Raw genomic sequence first — 15,866 nt, 5'->3', positions numbered from 1 at the left:
CAATGAATGCCTGACTCAGGCGGGCAGATCCTGGCGGACTACGCCAGCCATCTTCTCCATCACCCGTACCACCTGGCAGCTGTAGCCAAACTCGTTGTCATACCAGACATAGAGTACGCAGTGATCGTCCTCGGCGATGGTGGCCTGGGAGTCCACTATACCCGCAAAACGGGAACCCACCATGTCGGAAGAAACCAGTTCCGTGCTGGCGCTGAAGTCGATCTGGCGATGCAGGGAGGAGCTCAGGGACGCCTGCTGCAGATAGGCGTTGAGGCTCTCCCGATCCGTGCTCTGCTCCAGCGACAGGTTGATGATGGCCAGGGACACATTGGGTGTGGGCACCCGGATGGCATTGCCGGTCAGCTTGCCCTTGAGCGCGGGCAGGGCCTTGGCCACCGCCTTGGCGGCGCCCGTGCTGGTCATCACCATGTTGAGGGCCGCGCTGCGACCGCGCCGCTCCCCCTTGTGGTAGTTGTCGATGAGGTTCTGATCGTTGGTGTAGGAGTGGACCGTCTCCACGTGACCGTGGACGATGCCGTATTTGTCCTGCATCACCTTGAGCACCGGGGTGATGGCGTTGGTGGTGCAGGAGGCGGCGGAGATGATCCTGTCATCCGGGCCTATCACGGCGTGGTTGACCCCGAACACCACGTTTTTCATCTCCCCCTTGCCCGGGGCGGTCAGCAGCACCTTGGCGGCGCCGCGGGCCTTGAGGTGTTCGGACAGGCCCGCCTCGTCACGCCAGACCCCGGTGTTGTCGACGATCAGCGCATCGTGAATGCCGTAGGCGGTGTAGTCGATGTCGGCCGGGCTGTTTGCATAAATCACCTGGATGAAGGTGCCGTTGGCGATGATGGCGCTGCGATCACTGTCCACCTCGATGGAGCCGTTGAAGGGGCCGTGCACCGAGTCGCGGCGCAGCAGACTGGCCCGCTTCTCCAGATCCCCCTCGCGCCCGCCCCGCACCACGATGGCACGCAGGCGCAGGGCGTTGGCGGCGCCGGTGCGCTCGATCAGCAGCCGGGCCAGCAGGCGGCCGATGCGGCCAAAGCCGTAGAGCACCACGTCGGTGGGCGCCGGCAGGGCACCCTGGCCCAGGGCCGGGGCCAGCTTGGCCTTGAGGTAATCCGCGATGCCCGCCTCGTCACCATGGTCGCGCCAGTAGCCGACCGCCAGTTTGCCCAGATCGATCTCGGCGGCGCTGGGGGCCAGTTCGCACAGGGCGCGAAGCAGGGGGAAACTGTGCTGGATGGGGAGGGACTGGCCTTCGTGGCGGCGAACCACCCGGTGGGCTTTGAGGATATCGATGGTGGAGGCGTTTTGCAGGGGGCGTCCGTAGACGGTGATCTCGATCCCTTGCTGGCGGTAGAGGCGACCGATCAAGGGTTGCATGGCTTCGGCGAGCTCCTGGCTCTCCTGCCACGCTTGCAAGTAGTGCTCGTGGGTCATTAACCAGATCCTTTATTTCACGTAACCGTGTCATTCACGTTGTTGAAGCAAAAAGAAATTCGTCAAATGCAGATCACTGTAGGGGCGTATAATTCGTTATATTATTCTGCAATCGCGGCCAGCTTTTGGCGCGCGCATTGTAATGGATATGTGAGTGGTTTGCTAGCCAAGGGTGGCGAAAGCAGGCTGTCGATGTTATCAACCAGATGTAAACCATGACCCATTTTCCACTACGTCGGGCCGTTGTTGGTCTCGCCATGGGGCTCAGCCTCGTTGCCTGCAACGATGATCGCCTCCATAACATCTGTGCCAATCACCCCGAGCTCTGTCAGGACCTGGTGGACGATGGCTGGTGCCGCTATGAGCGCACCGATGTGATCCGGGCCCGCTTCTACCTCAAGCAGGAGGGGAGCGATCGCCACAAGTACGAGCTGATGAGCAAGCTGGAAGATTACCTGCGCTGCATCGAACGCTCGACCCACATAGAGTACAAGTACGCCAAGGAGCGCAAGAGCAGCCGGGTCGAGGGGATGCTGGCCGCCGGCGCCGAGCTGGAGCGGCTCGACGAGCAGACTCGCGGCTCCCAGGATCCCTATCTGTTGATCTGGCACTGGACCAACAACACCAACGAGCAGGCGCGCCAGCAGTTCCTGGCCCTGGCGGGAACCCAGGCCCTGGAGGAGCCCGCCTTGCAGCTCGCCCTGGGGGGCATCTATGCCAAGACGGACCCCAGGCGAGCCATCCAGGTGATGGAGCACGGTCTCTCCCTCTACCGGGCGGGGGATGAGGTGGACCCGCGGCTGCTGACCTCATTGAGCACCCTGCACATGGGCCAGAAGCAGTATCAGGAGGCCTACCTGTGGGGCAAGGTCAGCACCGCCTTTCAGGAAGGGGGCGATCTCTCGGTCAAGCGCTTTGGCCTCTATCACACCCTGGGCAAGGAGGAGCTGGCGACCCTGGATGCCCGGGCCGAGGAGCTGGTGGCGCAGATCAAGGCGGGGGCCTACCGTCCATGAGCACCCAGGATCCGGATACGCTGAAGCTGTCCCCCTTCTCCCTGCGCCTGATGCACGGGGACTTTCCCCGGCTGGAGCGGCTGCTGGAGCGTGTCACCGTGCGGGCCGTGGTACTGCGGGGCGAGGAACTGCTGCTGGTGCACTCCCGCGTCAACGGGGACTTCATGTTCCCGGGGGGCGGCGTCGAGCCCGGCGAGAGCCACAGGGATGCCCTGGCCCGGGAGCTGCGCGAAGAGTGTGGCGCCGAGTTGCTGGCTCAGGGAGCCCTGCTCGGCGAGACCCGGGAGTATCGCAGCGCCCGGGAGCCCGACTATGACGCCTACTGCATCCGCTCCCTCTACTACCTGTGCCAGGTGGCAGAGAGCCGCAGTCAGCCCAGGCTGCAAGCCTACGAGCAGCGGCTCGGCTTCAGCGCAGACTGGCACGCCATGGAGGAGGCGCTCCACAACAATCAATGGCTGCTCGGCGGCCGCTGTCCCCAGTGGACCCATCGCGAGACCCGGGTGCTGGCCCAGCTGCACCGCTGGCACAGTGAGGGGCTGCTGGGCCCCCTCTGATCCCCGGGTGACGACCTGGGACGCAAAAGAAAACCGCCCCGGAAAGGGGCGGTTTGTCATGGTGGGTAGTCAGCGGGTCGCTCAACGGCAGACCGGGCACCAGGCATAGGTGCCCTGGGGGTCGTTGAAACGCACCAGGGGATCCAGGGCCTGGTTGAGGGCGCTGAGACTAGCGCCGAGGGGGGCCGGGATGGTGCCCTTGAGGGCGGGGGCCAGTGCCCGGGCGCTGCTGCCCAGCAGCTCGCGCAGGAACTTCTCCTTGGCGGACTCCTCGGGCAGGATGGGGGTCACTTGCCACTCCTTCAGATTGGCGAGTTCGGCCGCCGCCGCGATGGCGTCATCCTGACTGCCAAACTCGTCCACCAGTCCCAGCTCCTTGGCATCCAGTCCGGTCCAGACCCGGCCTTGTGCCGCTTTTTCCGCCTCCGTCATGCTCAGGCCACGGCCCTTGCTGACCAGGCCGAGGAAGCGCTGATAGGTGTTCTCGACGTTGAGCTGGATGGCTTCGCCCACGTGGGGCGGCAGGGCCCGGGTCACCCCCAGGCCGACGAAGTCGGTGGTGCCGACCCCGTCGCTGTGGATGCCAAACTGGGAGAGGGCCTGGTCGACGGTGGCAAACAGGCCGAACACGCCGATGGAGCCGGTGAGGGTGGTGGGGGAGGCGAAGATCTTGTCCGCATCGGCGGCGATCCAGTAACCCCCGGAGGCGGCATAGCTGCCCATGGAGACCACCACGGGTTTGCCCGCCTGCTTGAGCGCCAGCAGCTCGGCGCGGATCTGCTCGGCGGCGAAGGCGCTGCCGCCCGGGCTGTCGACCCGCAGCACCACGGCCTTCACCTTGTCATCCAGGCGGGCATCGGCCAGCAGGCTGGCCAGGCTGTCGCCCCCTATGGTGCCGGCAGGCTGGATGCCATCCATGATGGCGCCACTGGCCTTGATGAGGCCCACCTCATCCTTGCCGCTTTGGGGATACTGATCCGGGATGGCGGCCAGATACTCCTTGAGCCCGACTCCGCGCCAGCTGTGATCCTCGCGCTCGCCGACCTCCTTGATCACCGCCTGGTTCATCTCCTCCCGGGTGGCGAGCTCGTCGACCAGGCCGTTGTCGAGGGCATACCCGGCGGCATTGCCCTGCGCTTTTTTCAGGCGTTCGAGGAACTGCTCCTTGCTCGGGGAGATGGCGTCGGGTTCGACCTCCCGCTGGCTGGCCACGTCGCTGACATAGGCCTGCCACAGCTGATCCAGCCAGCGCTGGTTCGCCTCCCGGCTCTCGGCAGACATGTCATCCCGGGTGTAGGGTTCGACGAAGGACTTGTAGGTGCCGACCTTGAACACATGGGGGGTGACGTTGAGCTTCTCCAGCGCCGACTTGAAGTAGGTCTGGTAGACCCCCAGCCCCTCGAGCAACACGGCCCCGCTCTGGTTGAGCAGCACGTGATCGGCGTGGGCCGCCAGCAGGTACTGGCCCTGGGTGTAGTAGTCCGCCATGGCGATGACCGGCTTGCCACTCTCCTTGAAGTCGTCGATGGCATCGGCCACCTCCTGCAACTTGGAGAGATTGCCCTGCAGCCCCTGAGGCTGGAGCACCAGGGCCTGGATGCGGTCATCCTCCCCGGCGGAGCGGATGGCCCACAGCAGATCCGACAGCAGCAGCTCCTGGGGCAGATCGTCGCGGCTGCCCATCTGTTGCAGCAGCTGTTCGCTCGGGCTCACCTGGGTGAGCTGCTCTACCAGGGTGCCGTCGAGATCCAGGGTCAGGGCCCCCTCGATCGGAGTCTGGGGCGCCTCTTGTTGCATCCCCAGCACGAACACCAGAGTCAGGACGACGGCAAGGAACAGCAGATTGACCAGCATCAGCCGGGTGAAGTTGAGCAGGCGCCACAGGCTGCGAAAGAGCCAGCCCAGGCCTTTGAAAATAGACATAGTCGCGGTATCGCCCTGTCAATGGGTTAGAGGAGCCATTATTAACCAGTTGCCCCGCCGATTGCCATGTTCCATCGCGGGGGGCGCTGGCGCTACAGCTGTTCGCCGAAAAAATGTCCAAACATTTGTTTGAAAAAGCATTTTCGATTCTTTACTCTAGCCTCAATTTGATAACAAAAAATTAACTGGAGGCCCCGTGAGCCGCTATCCAACCTTGCTGACCCCCCTCGACCTTGGCGTTACCCAGTTGTGTATCCGGGTGCTGCTACGTCTGGATCTCTGCGTGCCGGCCTCGCAAAGGAGTGCATCATGAGCCGCTATCCAACCTTGCTGACTCCCCTGGATCTCGGCTTTACCCAGCTCAAGAACCGCGTGCTGATGGGCTCCATGCATACCGGCCTCGAAGAGGAGAAGGGGGGCTTTGACAAGCTGGCCGCCTTCTATGCCGAGCGGGCGCGCGGTGGCGTCGGCCTCATCGTCACCGGCGGCATCGCTCCCAACCTGCGGGGGCGCCTGGTGCCTCACGGCTCCCAGCTCAGCTTCCCCTGGCAGGTAGGCAAGCATCGCAAGCTGACCGAGGCGGTGCACCGGGAGGGGGGCAAGATAGCGCTGCAGATCCTCCATGCGGGTCGTTACGCCTATCATCCCTTCAGCCTGGCGCCGAGCCCCCTCAAGGCCCCCATCTCCCCGTTCAAGCCCAGAGCCATGAGCGAGCGCCAGATCCGCGGCACCATCCGCGACTTTGCCAGCACGGCCCAGCTTGCCCGCAATGCGGGGTATGACGGTGTCGAGGTGATGGGGTCGGAAGGCTATCTCATCAACCAGTTCATCTGCGAGCGCACCAATCAGCGCAGGGATGACTGGGGCGGCAGCAGCGAAAAGCGGATGCGTTTTGCGCTGGAGATAGTGCGCGCCATCCGCGAGCGGGTCGGCCCCGATTTCATCATCATCTTCCGTCTCTCCATGCTGGATCTGGTGGAGCAGGGCTCCTCGCTGCCCGAGGTGATCGCCCTTGGCAAGGCGCTGGAGCAGGCAGGGGTGACCCTGATCAACACTGGCATCGGCTGGCACGAGGCGCGGATCCCCACCATCGCCACCAGCGTGCCGCGTGGCGCCTTCAGCTGGGTGACCGCCGAGCTGAAAAAGCACCTCACCGTGCCGCTCATCACCACCAACCGCATCAATACCCCCGAGGTGGCCGAGCGTATTCTGGCGGGGGGGGAGGCGGACATGGTCTCCATGGCGCGCCCCTTCCTGGCTGATCCCGAGTTTGTCATCAAGGCCGCCGAGAACCGGGCGGACGAGATCAACACCTGCATCGCCTGCAACCAGGCCTGCCTCGACCATGTGTTCAAGCAAAAGCGCGCCTCCTGCCTGGTCAATCCCAGGGCCTGTTTCGAGACCGAGCTGACGTTTGGCCGGGTGCCCCAGCCCAAGCGGCTGGCGGTGGTGGGCGCGGGGCCTGCCGGGCTGGCATTCGCCTGCTACGCCGCCGAGCGCGGTCATCAGGTGAGCCTGTTCGATCAGGGCAGCGAGATTGGCGGCCAGTTCAACTTCGCCAAGCAGATCCCGGGCAAGGAGGAGTTTCACGAGACCCTGCGCTACTTCGCCAGACGACTGGAGAAGTGCGGCGTCGAGCTCTATCTCGGCCAGCGCCAGAGCGCCGAGAGCCTGCTCGGCGGCGGCTTTGACGAGGTGATCCTCGCCACCGGCATACGGCCGCGCACCCCCAATATCCCGGGCATCGAGCATGCCAAGGTACTGAGCTACCTCGACGTGCTGCGCGACCACAAGCCGGTGGGCGAGAAGGTGGCCGTGATAGGGGCAGGGGGGATAGGTTTCGACGTGGCCGAATATCTCGTCGAGAAGAAGATGGAGAGGGACGCCGAGCATCATCGCGATCACTGGCTCAAGGAGTGGGGCATAGACCGCCAGCTCGCCCAGCGCGGCGGCCTGATGACGCCCGTGGTCGACGCTCCCGAGCGCCAGATCTGGCTGCTCCAGCGCAAGGAGAGCAAGGTGGGCGACGGCCTTGGCAAGACCACAGGCTGGATCCACCGCACAGTGCTGAAAAACCGCAAGGTCAAGATGCTCTCCGGCGTGCAGTACCTGGGCATCGACGACGAGGGGCTGCACATCCAGGTGGGCGAGGCCAGACAGTGCCTGCCGGTGGATAATGTCATCATCTGCGCCGGGCAGGAGCCGCTGCGAGAGCTGCAGGCGGGCCTGCAGGCGGCGGGCAAGCCGGTGCACATCATAGGCGGTGCCGACGTGGCCGCCGAGCTGGACGCCAAGCGCGCCATCCGGCAAGGAGCCGAGCTGGCCGCGGTGATCTGAGTCTGGACTCACCGAGCGCAGCATCCTGATGGCCCTGCCTGCGGATATGACGATAAACCCCTGAGCCCCAGGGGTTTTCTTCATCCGGTGCTGTGCTAAGGTAGCGCCATCATTGCCCTGACTAGGAATTACCCATGGATGCCCTCACTCTGCTGCTCAATCGCCACTCCTGCGCTCGCTTGACCGAGCCCGCCCCGGGCGGCGAGGCGCTCGACAATATCCTCAAGGCGGGGCTGCGGGCACCGGATCATGGCACCCTGACTCCCTGGCAGTTCATCCTGTTCGAGGGGGAGGGGCGTGAGCGTCTGGGCACCCTGCTGGGGGAGGCGGCCCGGCTGCGGGGAGAGGATGCCGACAGCGTCGCCAAGAGCGAGCAGGCGCCCCTGCGAGCGCCCCTGGTGGTGGCTGTGGCGAGCCGCTATCAGGCACACCCCAAGGTACCGAAACTGGAGCAGGAGCTCTCCGCCGGCTGCGCCCTGATGGCGATGCAGATGGCGGCCCAGGCGCAAGGCTTCAACGGCATCTGGCGTTCCGGCTGGTTTATCTTCGATGAACACATCAGGCAGGGGCTGGGATTGGCCGCCGAGGATCAGCTGGTGGGCTTTCTCTATCTGGGGACACCCATGCTGGAGGCGCGCAAGCTGCGCGAGCTACCCCTTGGGGAGTTTGTCCGCCGCTTCTGATGAGCGGCGCAGGCGGTCATGAGACCTGATTGAAAAGCCCTGATCTGTCAGGGCTTTTTCTATGCAGCTGGCGATAATACCCAGAGTGGCGCCGGGAAGAAAAGGGGGGGAATACCCGGTTTTTGTCGGCGACAGACTCTTTTTTAAATAGTGAGAGGAAGTTCGCACTCTCGCTATTTTTCACTATGTAAAACGTTTGCGCGCCGCTATTATCACACCCGCCAGTTCAGAAGGTTCGCCTTCTGATTTTCTGCGATGAGAGTCGCAATTCCGTAGCACCTTTTTATATAGCCCAACGTCTTCGTGACCTTGGGCTTCATTTTTATGGCGGCTCCCCACCATCCCGCTGGCCGCATTCGAGAGCAAGGCCAGTGCGAGCCCTGGTCAGGCCGGGGCCAGGATCCGGGCCGGGTTGCCCACCACCCTGGCCCCGGCCGGGACGTCCCGGGTTACCACGGCGCCCGCGCCGACGACAGCGTCTCGCCCTATGGTGACCCCGGGCAGCAGGATGGCGCCGCCGCCGATCCAGACCCTGTCTTCTATGGTGACCGGCAGCGCCGTCTCCACCCCCTGGATGCGCTCATCGGCGTCCAGGGCATGGGCGGCGGTGTAGATCTGCACGTTCGGCCCTATCATCACCTCGGCGCCGATGCGGATAGGGGCATTATCCAGCAAGGTGGCTCCCAGATTGATGAAGGAGCCGACTCCCAGGCTGATGTGGCGGCCATAGCTGCAATAAAACGGCGGGCAGATAAAGGCGTTTTCTGCCAGCTCGCCGACCATCTCTTTGAGCTGCGCCAGCGGCTCATCCTCTTCGTCTGCGCGATTGAAGCGGCGATAGCGGCGGGCCGCCTCCCGGCGCAGCAGATCCAGCTCCGGCGCCATGCAGTCGTAGGGTTGACTGGCGATCATCTTCTCGTATTCGGTCATGGCTGGGTCTCAATGGGGTGGAGGAGGAGAGCATAAGCCATCGAGGGGGATAGAAGCGTGAGGCTCTCCCCAGAGTGGGAAGAAGGGCGCGCAGCTAGCGCCGGGAAACGACAAGGGCACCCTGGGGTGCCCTTGTTGGTCTGCATAGAAGGATTACGCTCTCTATCAGCCGTGCTTGCCGCCGCAATGGCCGCTCTCTATCAGCCGTGCTTGCGGCCCGAGAGGCGGCACCACTCTTCCTTCACCGCGGTCGGGTCCATCTCGAACCACTGGCCGTAGATGGTCTCCAGCTCAGGGGCCTGGCTCTCCAGCACGCCGGAGAGGGCCATCAGGCTGCCCGGTTTGCCGTGTCCGGCGATGAGGGGGGCGAGTTCGCGCAGCGGGCCGGCCAGTATGTTGGCCACCACCACGTCAGCTTCCACGTCTTGTGGTTGATCCGCCGGCAGGTAGAGCTCTATCTGGCCGGCGACACCGTTACGCTCGGCGTTGTCATGGCTGGCCTGGATGGCCTGGGGGTCTATGTCGATGCCGATGACCCGGGCGGCCCCCAGTTTCAACGCGGCGATGCCGAGGATGCCGGAGCCACAACCAAAGTCGACCACGGTTTTACCGGTCAGATCCAACCCGTCCAGCCACTGCAGGCAGAGCGCCGTGGTGGGGTGGGTGCCGGTACCGAAGGCCAGGCCCGGATCCAGCATGACGTTGACCGCATCCGGGTTGGGGACGTCGCGCCAGCTCGGGCAGATCCAGAGCCGCTCGCCAAACTGCATGGGGTGGAAGTGATCCATCCATTCGCGCACCCAGTCCTTGTCTTCCAGCTGCTCCACCTTGTAGCCCACGTCTTCCCCGAAGATCTGCTGGAAGAAGGCGATGGTGGGGGCGGGATCGGTTTCGGCATCGAACAGTCCCATCACCTCGGTTTCGCCCCAGAGCGGGGTCTCGCCCGGCATGGGCTCATAGACGGGCACATCCTTGGCATCCATAAAGGTCACGGCCTGGGCACCACGCCCCAGCAGCATGTTGCTCACCTTGTCCGCCGTCTTGGCGGTGGCGTTGATTCGAATTTGTATCCAGGGCATGGGGTCGACTCTTCATAAATGTGAAACCGCGGGATTCTATCATCCCGGGCCTGTGCTGTCGTGGTTTGCCCGCAGGCAAGGGGCTCACCGAGGCAGACAGGGGTGCCTGGCATCGCTATCTGGCATCGAAGGCGGGATCATTAACAAGGTTGGCACGGTTAATGTATTCATCCTTACTGCTTTGCTCTAGGAAAGTTCCGTCATCTTTCACGCCACCCTCGGGTGGCGCTTTTTTTTATGGTGAGAGAGTGTCTGGAGTGGGAAGGGTCGCCGCTTTGGCGAATGAAAACGACCCGGATCGGGTCGTTTGATGAAGTTGGCATGGGAGCTGCAATAACCTTGTTGTCCTGCAAAGGATGTGTGTGTGATTGTTACCCCCAACGTTCAGGTATTTAGGGTCATCCCGGTCGGGATGGCCCATTTTTTTACCTGAAAAACAGTATCTTGGATATTTCTTGCGCCGAGCGGCCCGCCGGGTCCGCCATCTCGTTGGCGTGGTCTGGCCCAGTGTGCGCTTTTGGTGCTTGTCTCTGGTGAAACCACCCCATCATGGTGCGTTTTCTACCCATTTAGGGTTGGCTGGCGAAACGGGCCATGTCGATCACCAGCTTGCCCATCATGCTGCCTGATTCCAGCTCGCCATGGGCCTGGGCCAGGGTGGCCGGGGTCAGTTCCGGCAGGGTGCGGGTGAGGGTCGTCTTGAGCACCCCCTGATCGATGAGGGCGGCCACCCGGCCGAGCAGATGGTGCTGCTCTATCATGTCCGGGGTCTGGAACAGGGAGCGGGTGAACATGAACTCCTGGCTGAAGGTGACGCTCTTGGGTTTGAGCAGGCCAAGATCCCAGGGTTCGCTCGATTCGGCGATGGTGCAGATGTGACCAAACGGACGGATGAGGCTCGCCATGGCATCCCAGTGCTGTTCGGTGGCATTGGTACAGAAGATGGCATCGAGCTGGCTGATGTCGAGCTCGGCCAGGTCGGCTTGCAGCTGGTGATGGCTCACCACCTGGTGGGCCCCCATTGCCAGGCACCAGTCGCGGGTCTCGGGGCGGGAAGCAGTGGCAATCACCTCCATCCTGGTGAGCTGGCGCGCCAGCTGGATGGCGATGGAGCCGACCCCGCCGGCGCCGCCTATGATGAGCAGTCGGCCCGTGCTTTCCCGGGTGAGGCCCATGCGTTCGAACAGCGCCTCCCAGGCGGTGATGGCGGTCAGGGGCAGGGCGGCGGCCTCCACATCTGAGAGGCTGACGGGGGCCAGGGCGGCGATGCGCTCATCCACCAGCTGCAGCTCGCTGTTGCTGCCGGGGCGGCTGATGTCGCCCGCATACCAGACGCGGTCACCCGCCTTGAACAGGGTCACCTCCTGGCCCACGGCCACCACCTCGCCCACGGCGTCCCAGCCCAGCACCCGCGGGTTGCTCTCTACCTTGGCCTTGGGGGCGCGTACCTTGGTGTCGACCGGATTGACGGAGGTCGCCCTGATCCGCACCAGCAGATCCCGCGGGCCCGGGGTCGGGGTGGGCAGGTCGGCGGCGATAAAGCAGTCGGGGTGGGTGCTCGGCAGATAGTGGGTGAGTGCAATGGCTTTCATGGCAATTCCTTCAGGATCAGTTTGGGATTGCCTGCCAGTCTAGTCTGGTCAATTATTCGAATTAAGATGGGTAATTGGTAAAGACTGTTTGAATATATGAACAATACCGAACTGGAACTGATGGGGATATTTGCCACCGTGGTGGATCAGGGCAGCTTCACCGCCGCCGCAGAGGCGCTCGCCATGCCCAAATCCTCGGTGAGCCAGAAGATCTCTCGCCTCGAGTCACTGCTCGGGGTCCGGCTGTTGCAGCGCACCACCCGCAGGCTCAGTCTGACGGCGCAAGGAGAGGTCTATGTGGAGCATTGCCGGGCTCTGCTGACCCTGGCGCGGGGGGCCCATCTCGCCATGGCAAGGCTGCGGGAGGCCCCGGCGGGCCGGGTGAGGGTCACGGCCCCCGAGGCCACGGGCACCCTGCTGCTCGGCAAGATAGTGGCCGAGTTTCAAGCCCTCTACCCCGAGGTGGTGATCGAGCTGACCCTGTGCGACGAGCAGCTGGATCTGGTGGGGCAGGGATACGATCTGGCGCTGCGGGCGGCGCCCCTGAAAGATTCGAGCCTCATCTGTCGGCGCATCGGTCAGGTGACGCGCCATCTGGTGGCGGCCCCCGGCTATCTGGCGGCCCGGGGTACGCCCCGGCACCTGGCCGAGCTGGCACAGCACGCCTGCCTGGTGCATTCGGCTCTGCCGGTGTGGCCACTGCAGGAAGGAGGCTGGCGCCCCCGGGGGGCCTGCGTCAGCAACAGCCTGCTGGCCCTGAGGGAGCTGGCACTGCACCAGGGAGGCATTGCCCTGTTGCCCTATCATGTCTGTCAGGAGGATCTGGCGAGCGGGCGGCTGCGCACCCTGCTGCCGGAGCACCCCATTCCCGCGAACCCCTTCTATCTCATCTACCCGAGCCGGGAGCATCTGGCACCGGCCCTGCGCACCCTGATGGATTTTGTCGCCGAGCGGCTCTCCTTTGTCCCCGCGCCAGGGGATGGGCGCAGGGATCACCAGGAGCCCTGATCCCTCGCGTCATGATTGGGCTTGAGGCCGAGGGGCACGGCCTGACGCTCGGCCAGCATGCGGATCTGCCCCTCGATGAGGCCGGCGTTGGGACCGAGTACCAGCACCAGCTGATGCTCGTTGATCTCGATCCAGGAGAGGCAGCCGAGGTTGAGCAGTTGTGAGGTATCGACCAGGGCCATCTCCCGCACCCGCACGCTGAGGCGGGTCAGGCAGACGCTGATGGCCTGCAGGTTATCCATGCCCCCCAGCAGCTTGAGGTACTGGATGGCCAGCATCTGGGGATCGGCCGGGGGTATGTTGGCCATATCCTGGCGCTGGTTGTCCAGGCTGAGGGGGACCCGTCCCAGCAGGCGGTAGAACAGCAGGGCGTAGCCGACGAAGAACATGATCCCGAGGGGAATGACCCAGAAGGCGTGCAGGCCGCGGCCATAGCTCAGGCTGAGATCCAGCAGGCCGGCGGAGAAGTAGCTGCCGATCTCGATGTCGAGGGCGCTGCAGATGGCGAACGACAGGCCGGTGAGCAGGGCATGGGCCAGAAACAGCCAGGGGGCCGTGAAGGCAAACAGAAACTCGATGGGCTCTGTGATGCCGATGCAGGCCGAGGTGAGGGCCAGGCTCAGCAGCAGGGCGCCGTGGGGCACCTGGCGCAGCCGGTGGCGGTGCAGCCAGATGGCAAAACAGGCGCCGGGCAGACCGAACATGACGATGGGATAAAGACCGGCTCCATAGCCCTGATGCAGTGGCTGGGCCGTGGCCAGCGCCAGCTGGTTGACCTCCCCCAGCAGGGCCAGGTTGCCGAGCAGCTGGTGCAGCCCGAACGGCAGCAGCAGGCGATTGAGCACCCCGTAGCAGAAGGCGCCCAGTGGCGTCGCCAGATCCGTGGTGATCTGGCTGATCCCCTGCTCCAGGGCGGGCCAGAGCCACGACATGGGCACGGCGAGCAGCAGGCAGAGAAGGGCGCTGAGCAGGGGGCCTTGCCAGGGGCCGGATGGCGAGAAGGCTCCCTCCTTGGCCGGGGCAGGGGACCAGGGGGCGACCAGGGCCGTGGTGACGCCCGCCAGCATGCCGCAGACCAGGTCGGCATGCAGGCCCGGGGCCAGCGCCGAGAGCGCCGAACTCAGCAGCAGGAAGTTCACCGCCCCCGAGAAGGCGAGGCTGCCCCGTTCGGTGCGGCCTATGCCAAAGGCGATGGCCACCGCGTAGATGAGGGGCATCTGGCCGAAGATGGCCTGGCCGCTCAGGACCAGCACGGGCAGGTTGAGGGCATCGGGCTCGCCGAGCCGGTGGAGCAGGGCGGCCAGAGGCAGGATGGAGACGGGCAGCAGCAGGGCGTAGCCCAGCCGCTGCATGGCCTGGATCAACCGCTGTCGACGGGATTGGACAGTCATGGAAGAGGATGAAAATGTGACATGGCGCACACTTTACCTCTTCCCTCTCTCAAGGGATAGATCGCCCTTGGTTAATCGCCGAGAAGTTAATCTCGATCAAAAAGCTGGCGCACCGTCTGCCCCGGTGCTGGCGTCAGCAGGCTGATCAGCACGAAGACGGCCAGCCCCAGCCCCAGGCTGGGCACGATGGCGTGCAGCCCGGCCAGCTTGATGCCCCACTGGCTCAAGATGCCATAGCAGAGCAGGCCGGCCACCATGCTGGCCAGGGCCCCCTGGCCGTTGGCGCGGGGCCAGTAGAGGCCGAGCACCAGGGGCCAGAGGAAGACCGCCTGCAGGCCGCCGAAGGCGAGCAGGTTGAGCCAGATGATCATCTCCGGCGGTTGCAGCGCCGCCAGCAGCACCAGGGCGCCCAGGATCAGGGTGGTGATGAGCGACAGGCGCGGCACCCGCACCTCCAGCTTCTCCTGGCTCTGTTTCGGGCTCAGGTAATTGAGCCAGAGATCCTTGACCAGGGTGGCCGAGGCCTGGATCAGCTGGGAGTCGATGGTGGACATGATGGCCGCCATGGGGGCCGCGAGGAAGATCCCCGCCAGCCAGGGGGGCAGCACCTCCATCATCAGGGCCGGCATGATCTTGTCCGGGCTGTCCATGGCGGGCAGCAGGGCGCGGCCCAGCGCCCCGGCCAGGTGCATGCCGAACATCAGCAGGGCGCTGACGATGGTGCCGATCAGGATGCCGCGATGGAGCGCCTTGCTGTCGCGATAGCCGAAACAGCGCAGGGCCGAATGGGGCAGTCCCACCACACCGACACAGACCAGGATCCAGAAGCTCAGCATGAAGGGCTGGGTCAGCATGTCCCCGGCCCCCTGCGGGCTCACCAGTTTGGGATCGATCACCTCGAGCCGGTGGAGCAGGTTTGGCAGGCCATCCCCGGCGATCAAGACCCCGGCCAGCAGGGCACCTGTGCCGATCAGCATAATGATGCCTTGCAGGGCGTCGGTCATCACCACGGCGCGAAAACCGCCGATGATGGTGTAGAGCAGCACGCAGCTGGCAAACAGCAATAGCCCCTGCTGGTAGCTGAGGCCGGTGGCCGTCTCCAGCAGGCGGGCGCCGCCGATGAACTGCACCACCATGGTGGCGATGAAGGCGAGGATGATGGTCACCGAGCCCAGCACCACGACCGCCTTGCTCTGGTAGCGGGCCCACAGCATGTCGTTGATGGTCACCGCATTGACCCGGCGGGCTATGATGGCGAACTTCTTGCCAAGCACCCCCAGAGTGAGCCAGACGGTGGGCAGCTGGATCATCGCCAGCAAGACCCAGCCCAGGCCGATCTTGTAGGCGGCCCCCGGCCCGCCGATAAAGGAGGACGCAGAGGTGTAAGTGGCCACCAGCGTCATGGCCAGCACCAGGCCCCCCATGCTGCGGTTGCCGATGAAGTACTCCTGCATGAAGTCTCCCCCCCGGCGCCGTCGGCTGGCCCAGTAGCCGATGCCGAGCACCAGCAGCAGATAGATGAGCAGGGGCAGCAGCAACTCAAGGTTCATAGGGGGCCTCCTGCTGACCTGGCAACTCGGGATCGAGAGGGATATGGACAAACAGCTTGCCGACCATGAAGGCGCACAGACCCATGAACAGCAGCGGCATCAGCATGCAGCTGAGCAGGAACCAGAGGGGAATGCCCCAGAGCCGAAGGGACTCGGGAATGAAGTAGGCGCAGCCATACCAGGCGAGGAAATAGAGCAGGGTCAGCAGCAGACAGAGCGCGGCTTCCCGGCGGGCGAGGGAAAAACGAGACAAGATGGCGGCCTCCAGCTATCGGAAGGGCGCAAGGATAACAAAAAAGGGCCATGTCGCCATGGCCCTTTTTATGCTGCCGCCCCTGATGGTGCGGATGC

The 15,866-nt window shown here is 64.3% G+C and carries 13 protein-coding genes; 5 read left to right on the top strand and 8 right to left on the bottom strand.

The genetic code is table 11. The features are described from left to right. Positions 1-15: 15 nt before the first annotated feature. Positions 16-1,449: a glyceraldehyde-3-phosphate dehydrogenase gene (locus ACEUCR_RS06405; protein ID WP_408788852.1), complete on the bottom strand. Its 1,434-nt coding sequence runs from the start codon at positions 1,447-1,449 to the stop codon at positions 16-18. Between the two features lie 215 nt (positions 1,450-1,664). Here ACEUCR_RS06405 and ACEUCR_RS06400 point away from each other — a divergent pair, with 215 nt between their 5' ends. Both ACEUCR_RS06400 and ACEUCR_RS06395 read left to right on the top strand, forming a co-directional pair. Continuing rightward, complete coding sequence (locus ACEUCR_RS06400; protein ID WP_041995581.1) at positions 1,665-2,465, top strand: DUF2989 domain-containing protein; 801 nt, start codon at positions 1,665-1,667, stop codon at positions 2,463-2,465. Next, positions 2,462-3,022 carry an NUDIX hydrolase gene (locus ACEUCR_RS06395; protein WP_392445182.1) on the top strand — a complete coding sequence of 187 codons (561 nt, stop codon included), beginning with the start codon at positions 2,462-2,464 and terminating at the stop codon, positions 3,020-3,022. Before ACEUCR_RS06400 ends, ACEUCR_RS06395 begins: the two co-directional genes overlap by 4 nt. Positions 3,023-3,103: 81 nt before the next feature. Here the strand turns inward: ACEUCR_RS06395 and sppA are convergent, their stop codons facing one another. Then, positions 3,104-4,945 (bottom strand): signal peptide peptidase SppA, encoded by a 1,842-nt coding sequence (sppA, locus tag ACEUCR_RS06390; protein ID WP_111873391.1) that lies wholly within the window; start codon positions 4,943-4,945, stop codon positions 3,104-3,106. Between the two features lie 309 nt (positions 4,946-5,254). Between sppA and ACEUCR_RS06385 the strand changes: the two genes are divergently transcribed. Beyond that, positions 5,255-7,282: an oxidoreductase gene (locus tag ACEUCR_RS06385; RefSeq protein ID WP_408788849.1), complete on the top strand. Its 2,028-nt coding sequence runs from the start codon at positions 5,255-5,257 to the stop codon at positions 7,280-7,282. 134 nt (positions 7,283-7,416) lie between these two features. Then, positions 7,417-7,965 (top strand): NAD(P)H nitroreductase, encoded by a 549-nt coding sequence (locus ACEUCR_RS06380; RefSeq protein ID WP_408788846.1) that lies wholly within the window; start codon positions 7,417-7,419, stop codon positions 7,963-7,965. A 384-nt stretch (positions 7,966-8,349) separates the two neighbouring features. On the opposite strand, the gene ACEUCR_RS06375 is transcribed toward ACEUCR_RS06380, so the two are convergent. From ACEUCR_RS06375 to ACEUCR_RS06365, 3 genes are all read right to left on the bottom strand, one after another. Continuing rightward, positions 8,350-8,895, bottom strand: a complete 546-nt coding sequence (locus tag ACEUCR_RS06375; RefSeq protein ID WP_408746891.1) for a sugar O-acetyltransferase — start codon at positions 8,893-8,895, stop codon at positions 8,350-8,352. Positions 8,896-9,095: 200 nt separating this feature from the next. After that, positions 9,096-9,974 (bottom strand): 50S ribosomal protein L11 methyltransferase, encoded by an 879-nt coding sequence (gene prmA / locus ACEUCR_RS06370; RefSeq protein ID WP_041995597.1) that lies wholly within the window; start codon positions 9,972-9,974, stop codon positions 9,096-9,098. 569 nt (positions 9,975-10,543) lie between these two features. Further along, positions 10,544-11,566 (bottom strand): zinc-binding alcohol dehydrogenase family protein, encoded by a 1,023-nt coding sequence (locus tag ACEUCR_RS06365; protein ID WP_392443461.1) that lies wholly within the window; start codon positions 11,564-11,566, stop codon positions 10,544-10,546. A gap of 96 nt (positions 11,567-11,662) precedes the next feature. Between ACEUCR_RS06365 and ACEUCR_RS06360 the strand changes: the two genes are divergently transcribed. Then, complete coding sequence (locus tag ACEUCR_RS06360; RefSeq protein WP_408788843.1) at positions 11,663-12,574, top strand: LysR family transcriptional regulator; 912 nt, start codon at positions 11,663-11,665, stop codon at positions 12,572-12,574. Here ACEUCR_RS06360 and ACEUCR_RS06355 read toward each other — a convergent pair. The 3 genes from ACEUCR_RS06355 to ACEUCR_RS06345 all read right to left on the bottom strand — a co-directional run bounded on the left by ACEUCR_RS06355 (position 12,559) and on the right by ACEUCR_RS06345 (position 15,768). Continuing rightward, positions 12,559-13,965, bottom strand: coding sequence for a PTS transporter subunit EIIC (locus ACEUCR_RS06355; RefSeq protein ID WP_408788840.1), 1,407 nt, complete (start codon positions 13,963-13,965; stop codon positions 12,559-12,561). The two genes, ACEUCR_RS06360 and ACEUCR_RS06355, sit on opposite strands and share 16 nt — an antisense overlap. A gap of 86 nt (positions 13,966-14,051) precedes the next feature. Further along, entirely contained in the window at positions 14,052-15,515 is a 1,464-nt protein-coding gene (gene panF, locus ACEUCR_RS06350) for a sodium/pantothenate symporter (RefSeq protein WP_408788838.1), read from the bottom strand. Continuing rightward, a complete protein-coding gene (locus tag ACEUCR_RS06345) occupies positions 15,505-15,768 on the bottom strand; it encodes a DUF997 family protein (RefSeq protein ID WP_408788835.1) in 264 nt (87 codons plus the stop codon). Before ACEUCR_RS06345 ends, panF begins: the two co-directional genes overlap by 11 nt. Positions 15,769-15,866: the final 98 nt, after the last annotated feature.

This window comes from Aeromonas bivalvium, from assembly GCF_046078285.1.
Lineage (GTDB): Bacteria > Pseudomonadota > Gammaproteobacteria > Enterobacterales > Aeromonadaceae > Aeromonas > Aeromonas bivalvium.
Note: the sequence above shows the minus strand (reverse complement) of the source record. Positions and strands in the feature narration are given on the sequence as shown.